This is a genomic window from Candidatus Neomarinimicrobiota bacterium (assembly GCA_022560655.1).
Taxonomy (GTDB): Bacteria; Fidelibacterota; Marinisomatia; order SCGC-AAA003-L08; family TS1B11; genus JADFSS01.
Window position 1 is genome coordinate 1 of sequence record JADFSS010000097.1, and the last position, 6,214, is coordinate 6,214.

6 protein-coding genes and 1 pseudogene are annotated in these 6,214 nt (G+C 59.8%); 4 read left to right on the forward strand and 3 right to left on the reverse strand.

The features are described 5' to 3' along the window. The coding region (locus tag IH971_10445; protein ID MCH7498256.1) for a glutathione S-transferase family protein at nucleotides 1-585 on the forward strand (585 nt) is incomplete at its 5' end. Nucleotides 586-591: 6 nt separating this feature from the next. On the opposite strand, the pseudogene IH971_10450 reads toward IH971_10445, so the two are convergent. Then, nucleotides 592-752: pseudogene (locus IH971_10450) on the reverse strand (hypothetical protein). A 102-nt stretch (nucleotides 753-854) separates the two neighbouring features. Between IH971_10450 and IH971_10455 the strand changes: the two are divergent. Further along, nucleotides 855-1,346 (forward strand): hypothetical protein, encoded by a 492-nt coding sequence (locus IH971_10455; protein ID MCH7498257.1) that lies wholly within the window; start codon nucleotides 855-857, stop codon nucleotides 1,344-1,346. Nucleotide 1,347: 1 nt separating this feature from the next. Here IH971_10455 and IH971_10460 read toward each other — a convergent pair whose 3' ends face one another. Beyond that, a complete protein-coding gene (locus IH971_10460; GenBank protein MCH7498258.1) occupies nucleotides 1,348-2,850 on the reverse strand; it encodes an MFS transporter in 1,503 nt (500 codons plus the stop codon). Nucleotides 2,851-3,038: 188 nt separating this feature from the next. Here IH971_10460 and IH971_10465 point away from each other — a divergent pair, with 188 nt between their 5' ends. Both IH971_10465 and IH971_10470 read left to right on the forward strand, forming a co-directional pair. Continuing rightward, nucleotides 3,039-3,590, forward strand: coding sequence for an RNA polymerase sigma factor (locus tag IH971_10465; GenBank protein ID MCH7498259.1), 552 nt, complete (start codon nucleotides 3,039-3,041; stop codon nucleotides 3,588-3,590). Between the two features lie 13 nt (nucleotides 3,591-3,603). Beyond that, nucleotides 3,604-3,909 (forward strand): hypothetical protein, encoded by a 306-nt coding sequence (locus IH971_10470; GenBank protein ID MCH7498260.1) that lies wholly within the window; start codon nucleotides 3,604-3,606, stop codon nucleotides 3,907-3,909. A gap of 152 nt (nucleotides 3,910-4,061) precedes the next feature. Here the strand turns inward: IH971_10470 and IH971_10475 are convergent. Continuing rightward, nucleotides 4,062-6,214: TonB-dependent receptor (locus IH971_10475; GenBank protein MCH7498261.1), on the reverse strand; the 2,153-nt coding region annotated here is incomplete at its 5' end.

The following is a 6,214-nucleotide window of genomic DNA, read 5'->3' on the forward strand; positions in this document are numbered from 1 at the left end:
TATGGCATGATGACATCGGGCAACTGCTACAAGGTGCGGCTGCTGCTGGCCCATCTGGGCGAGGAGTACGACTGGGAGGAGATCCCCTCCACCCGCGTCAAGCCCCGCACGCCGGAGTTCCTGGCCCTCACGCCCATGGGCAAAGTGCCCCTGCTGGAACTGCCCACCGGCGAGCACCTCCCCGAGTCCGGCGCCATCCTCCACTATCTGGCGGAGGGCACCCCCTACCTGCCCGATGACAAACTGGACCGCGCCCGGGCCTTGGCGTGGATGCTATTCGAGCAGAACGGCCACGAGCCCTACCTGGCTATCGCCCGCAGCATCTCCAATAACTACCCCGCCGACCACCCCCGCCGGGAGGAACTGCCCGGCCTGCTGTCCCGGGGCAACGCCGCCCTGGCCGTCATGGAGCAGCACCTCGCCCGCCACGACTACTTCGCCGGCGCCGCCTACTCCATCGCCGACATCGCCCTGTTCGCCTACACCCACGTGGCTGCGGAGGGGGGCTTCGACCTGGCCGCCTACCCTGCCGTGGGCCGCTGGCTGGAGCGGGTCAGGGGGCAGAAAGGGTTTGTGGAGCTGTAGGGAAAGCTACACCTCGCCCAGCACGTACTGCGCCAGGGCGGTAATGGTAAGCGCCGGGTCCACCCCCAGATTCACCGGCACTACCGAGCCGTCCACCGCGTAGAGCCCCGCATATCCGTGTACCCGCCCCGCCGGTCGGTGACCCCCTCCTCCGGGGTGGCCCCCATCCCGCAGTCGCCCAGGATGTGGGCCGTGGTGGCCGTGTTCAGCACGACCTCCGGCAGGACGCTGAGCGGATCGCTGCCGCCAGGATGGCGCAGGAGCTCTCCATGAACGCCCGGGAGGATTTCCACAGGTCATGCACGGTACTGGCCGGAGAGGACCACGGCTCGGTGGTCCACCGCAGCATCTATGGCTGGTTGGAAGCGCTCTTCGACGGTTGGAACTTCACCATCAACGTCGACCTGGCCGGACAGGACGGCCTGCAGGTGGCCGTCGATCACTATCAGTGTCTGTCCGAGCGCCTCGGCTACACCGTCTCACCCCCGGAGGGAAAGATCAACACGCTGGGCTACTTTTATCTGCGGCAGGAGGACCCCAAAAAGGCCGTCCGGACCTTTGAGTACAATGTGAAGCACTTCCCCAAGTCGGCCAACGTCTACGACAGCCTGGGCGACGGCCTCAAGGCCGACGGCAACCTGAGAAAGGCCCTGCGCAACTACCCCAACGCGGTGAAACTGGGCGAGAAATACGGCTCGCCGTTCATGGAGCCCTGCCGCCGCAATGTGCCGGCGACCCAGGCCGCCCTGGAGTCGATCTAGCCTAGCGGCCGCCCCCCTTTAGCATAACCGCCGACAGCAGGAAACTGACCCCCGCAAAAGCCGCGTTGACGCCCATGGTCCAGTGGTAGGCTCCCAGCCGCGCCGCTGCCACCAGCCGGGCTATCGCGGCCCCCTCATCCGGCGATAGGTCCGCTGGCAGCACCGCCGTTCCCAGTGCCGGTTGCTGCTGCAATGCCTCCGCCACCACGCTGCTCAGCCCCGTCCCGTCCAGCCCCTGCCCGAAGGTCGTGGCCAAAACGCCCCCCAGCAGTGCCATGGCCAGCAGGCCCGAAACGCGGGCCACCGTGTTGTTCAGCCCTGAGGCCACCCCGGAGTGCTCGTCCCGAACCGCTACGGCCAGCTTGGTGAGTGGCGCCACGAACAGCGCCATCCCCAGGCCGATAGAGAGCAAGGGTGGCAGGAAGTGACGCAGATAAGTGGCCCCGGCCGGGGCAGCCGCCACCCAGGCCATGCCCAGCGCCGTGAGGCCTGTGCCCGCTACGATGAAGCCCCTAGCGCCCCGGCGGTCAGCCTGACGCCCGAACCATCCGCTCAGCAGCATCACCGCCAGTGAAGGTGGGAGCAGACCTATGCCCGCCCGAGACGGCGGCAGCCCGAAAACCTCCTGGAAAAAGACGATGAGGAAAACGTATGACCCGTTCAGCGCGAAATAGAGGAAAAAAGTCACCGCGTTGGGCCAAAACACTCCGCTGGAGGCCACGAAGCCATGCGGGACAAGCCGCGTTGGAGAGACCCGCTCGGCCCTGAGGAACAGCGCGGCTCCTGCCGCTGCCGCCGCTCCACCCGCCACCACAGCCGGGTGCCCCCAGCCCAGCCCCAGCCCGTTTATCAGAGCGTAGGCCAGCCCCAGCAGGCCCGCGGCCAATGCCAGGCTGCTGCCTAGACTGATTTGACGGCTGCCAGCGGATGGGACCGGTGGCACGCTACGCCGCGCCAGCAGCCAGGCCATGCCCGCCAGTGGCGCCAACAGCCAGAAGCCGCCGCGCCAGCCCCAGACCTCAACCACCAGTCCCCCGGTGAGCAGCCCCAGCACGCCGAACGCCGCCCCCACCCCCGCCCACAGTCCGATGGCCGCCCCTTTATGGTCCTCGGCAAAGGTGAGATTGATGAGGGCCAGGCAGGCCGGCAGCATGAGCATGCCCCCCAGCCCCAGCACTACCTGGCTAGCAATGAGCATGGCCATCGATCCGCTCGCGGCCGCCGCCACCGCTCCCGCCCCGAATAGACCGATGCCCCCCAGAAACACCCCCCGGGTGCCGTAGGCGTCGCACATCCGCCCGCTGATGAGTGTGAAAGTGGCTAGCACCAGGGCGTAGACCGTGATGACCCACTGCAGCTGGCTGACGGCCGCGCCGAACTCGGCCTGGATGGCGGGCAGGGAAATACTCACGGTGCGGCCCATGAAGGCCGCCATGCCGCTCACCAGGATGGTAGCGGCGAGGACGCCCGCCCCACGGGCACTTCTGATGGCGACGCGCTGCACGGCAGTGCACCTAACTTATGGCGCTGAGGGGCTGGAGAGGGGGGCAATTGGAGCGCCGCCGCGCTACCCCCAAAAAAAGTCTGCAATATTTTCCCGCCCAATCCGTCTAGCTAAGTATGACAACTACAATACCCGCCTCTATGCGTAGCTTCGCCGCCAGCCATGGCACTCTCTATGGAGCCGGCCCCATGACCGCCGCTGAGGCCCACCGCCGCGGCCGCATCGACCGCCTGGTGCGCACCTACCGCGAGCGCCTGCTGGCCTTCATCCGCTGGCTGGCCCCCTCGCGCAGGGACTCCGAGGACATCCTCCAGGATGTGCTGCTGCAGCTCACCGTCAGTTACGATGAGATTGTGTCACTGGGGGACATTTCGGCCTGGCTCTTCCGGGTGGCCCGCAACCGGGTCACCGACCTGGCCCGTAAGCCCGGACTGGGCCGGCAGGTGGAGCTGGACGACGCGGGTGAGGACTACCTGCTGGACGAGCTACTGCCCGACCTGTCCCAGAATCCCGAGCGTCGCTTCGCCCGCGCCGAGGTCGCCGCCACCATCGAGGCTGCCCTGGACGATTTGCCCGCGCCCCAGCGCGACGTCTTCATCTGGCATGAGTTGCAGGGGCTGAGCTACGCCGAGATGGCCGCCCTGACCGGCGAACCGGTCACCACGCTCCTCTCGCGCAAACATTACGCTGTGCTGTCCTTAAGGACTGCGCTAGACGATCTGAAATCAATAACGCTATAGAAGGAACTCAAACATGCATTACGCTGGCAAATTCACACGTTCACCCCTGCGCATAGCCGGGTCTATTGCCGTGATCGTCATCGCCTTTGGGGGCGTGACAATGCTGCTCTGGAACTGGCTGGTGCCCCCCATTTTTGACGGTCCCTACATCACCTTCCTACAGGCCCTGGGCCTGCTGGCGCTCGGCAAAATTCTGCTCAGCCACGGGCGGCCATGGGGTCGCTGGGGCCACTACGGCTGGCGGGAGCGGCTCCACGAGCATATGCAGGAGGGGCATCCTGGCGAGGGCGACGCCCCCGAACCGGAGCAGGCCGACTAGCCCGACCGGCAATCTTGCCTCCAAATACTTGCTGCGAGGCCAAAGGTATCGGCCAATAGGTTGTGAGCTATGGCGAAGCGGCCACCGCCCCCAAATAAGCGCAGGGCCCGGATAGACCGGGCCCTGCTGCATGGATCGTTGCGATGCTATGGCTAGAACGAGTAGCGCACCCCCAGCTGAATCTGCCAGCGCGAAAACAGACCGGGGTCATCAATATATGTTTCCTCAGGTCCAGTAAAGTTGAATTCAGGATTGCCGTTAGCGTCAAAATTTCCAGTAAATCTTAGGGGTGAAGTTGCAGCTGCACTGGCCACCTGCCGCACCCCCCAGTTGGAGTTGATCAGGTTCCCCACGTTCAAGATGTCCAGGCTGATCTGCAGGTTGCCCATCACCGGGGCCGAAATGTCCTGGAGTATCCTCAGGTCAATATTGCTGTACCAGGGATTCACGGCGCCAAATCTTTCAGCGATCTCACCACGATGGTTCTTCAAATAATTGTCCTGCTCTATGAAAGCGTTCAAAGCGGCCCATTCAGTTGGATCAGCAAGATTGATGTCATTGGCATCTTTCGGGATGTAGATCAGATCGTTGTTTGAGGGAGAACCGTCGCCATTGACATCACCAGAGTACGTGAACGAATAGCGATTCCCGCCGGCGCCTGCAAATCTATTACCTTGTGCCACTTCGAGGAATAGGCCAAACTGCGTCGCCAGGCTGCTTGACCAGCGATGGCTGTAGTTCGCGCCGCCAACGATTCGGTGCCGATGACCGAATTCGGAAAAGCTGAGTTCCGGCTTATTCGGATTGCCTTGAACCGGATTCTGCTGCCACAATTCGAAAGCGATTTCAGTCGATTTCAAATTGCTTTTTGCCTCCAAGAACGTATAAGATAGGCTGGTATTGAGCCCGAAATCGAAAATCTTCCGTAGCTGCACCGTGAAGTTGAAATTGTACCCCTCGCTTGAGTTATCTATGATGTAAGCACCACTATAGGCATCGCCACTCACAAGGGTAACTCCATTTAAAACCACAGTTGGATTCAGTATGCCGCCACCGTAAATCGGTCTGCCGTCAGGATCCGGAAGATTGCCAACCGGAGCTGCCAGATCGGCGTTTCTTAAATAAACCGAATTCAAATCTTTACTGTATAGAAATTCAAATGTCCCCAGTATATCCCAAGGTAGTTGTTTATCTACCGCAATGTTTGTCGTCCAGACTTGAGGCCATTTAAAATCCTCAACCATTGCATTCAGGAAAAAGCTCTGCTTCAAAATTGACCTGCCCGGGACAAGACGGCCCGAGCCGTCGTCGGTTATATGCTCATCCGGTACATCCGCTTCTGAAAACGCGGGGAAGAGGTTTGGATTTGGACCCGGATTTGAAATATTATTCCCTATCCAGACGAATGGTAATCGTCCTGTGAATATTCCGGTGCCTCCTCTGAGCTGGAGAGATCTGTCCCCGTTTACGTCCCAGTTGAACCCTACACGGGGTGAAAACAAGGGCGTTGCATCGGGGAGTTTACTCTGATCGACGGTCTCGGAATTACCGTTTTCGTCTAACAGCGTTAAAGCTCTCGAGAATGGGTTATCAATAGGTTCCGTAAAATAAATTGGGAAATCAACACGGAGTCCGTATGTCAATTTAAACTGATCGGACATTTGAAATTCGTCCTGCGCATAAAAAGCCAGCTGACCCACCTCAATATTCTCACCCACAAACGGACCGGAACCAATTACCGACCTCAAGTCGTAGAAATTGGTGGAATCTGAACGGTCTGTACGAATAAAGAAATTATCCAACGATGAAAATGTACTAGCGCCAAGAAAATCCAGATACCCGGCACCCGGAAACAGTAAATCCAGATCACCAGCCTCTACAAATAAACCGTGTCGGAACAGGTTGAACGAATTGAAGAAGTTGAATCGTTCATAGTTGACGCCGACGGTATATACGTGCCTTCCGGAGAAATAACTGAGATTATTAGTAAACTGAAAGACATCCTGATCTAATATATTGTGTATCGAGAACGGTTCATGACCCACCGTCGTATAAGTAATCCCGCCTTCTCCGATCTCTATCGTCGGAAAATCCTCGCTGACTGGTTCACGAAAATCACGGAATTTATTATAACTGAAAAAGAAGCGATTGGCAATATTACTGCCGAACACGCTGTTTAATTCCACGGCATATGAATCGAGTTCGTTGTTGATCGTATATCCTGAATTCTGGAATGGTAAACTGTTCTCGTTCGGTCCACGACCTGTACCGTTAAAACTGGCGGCAAATGGGTGCGGCGGCTTAT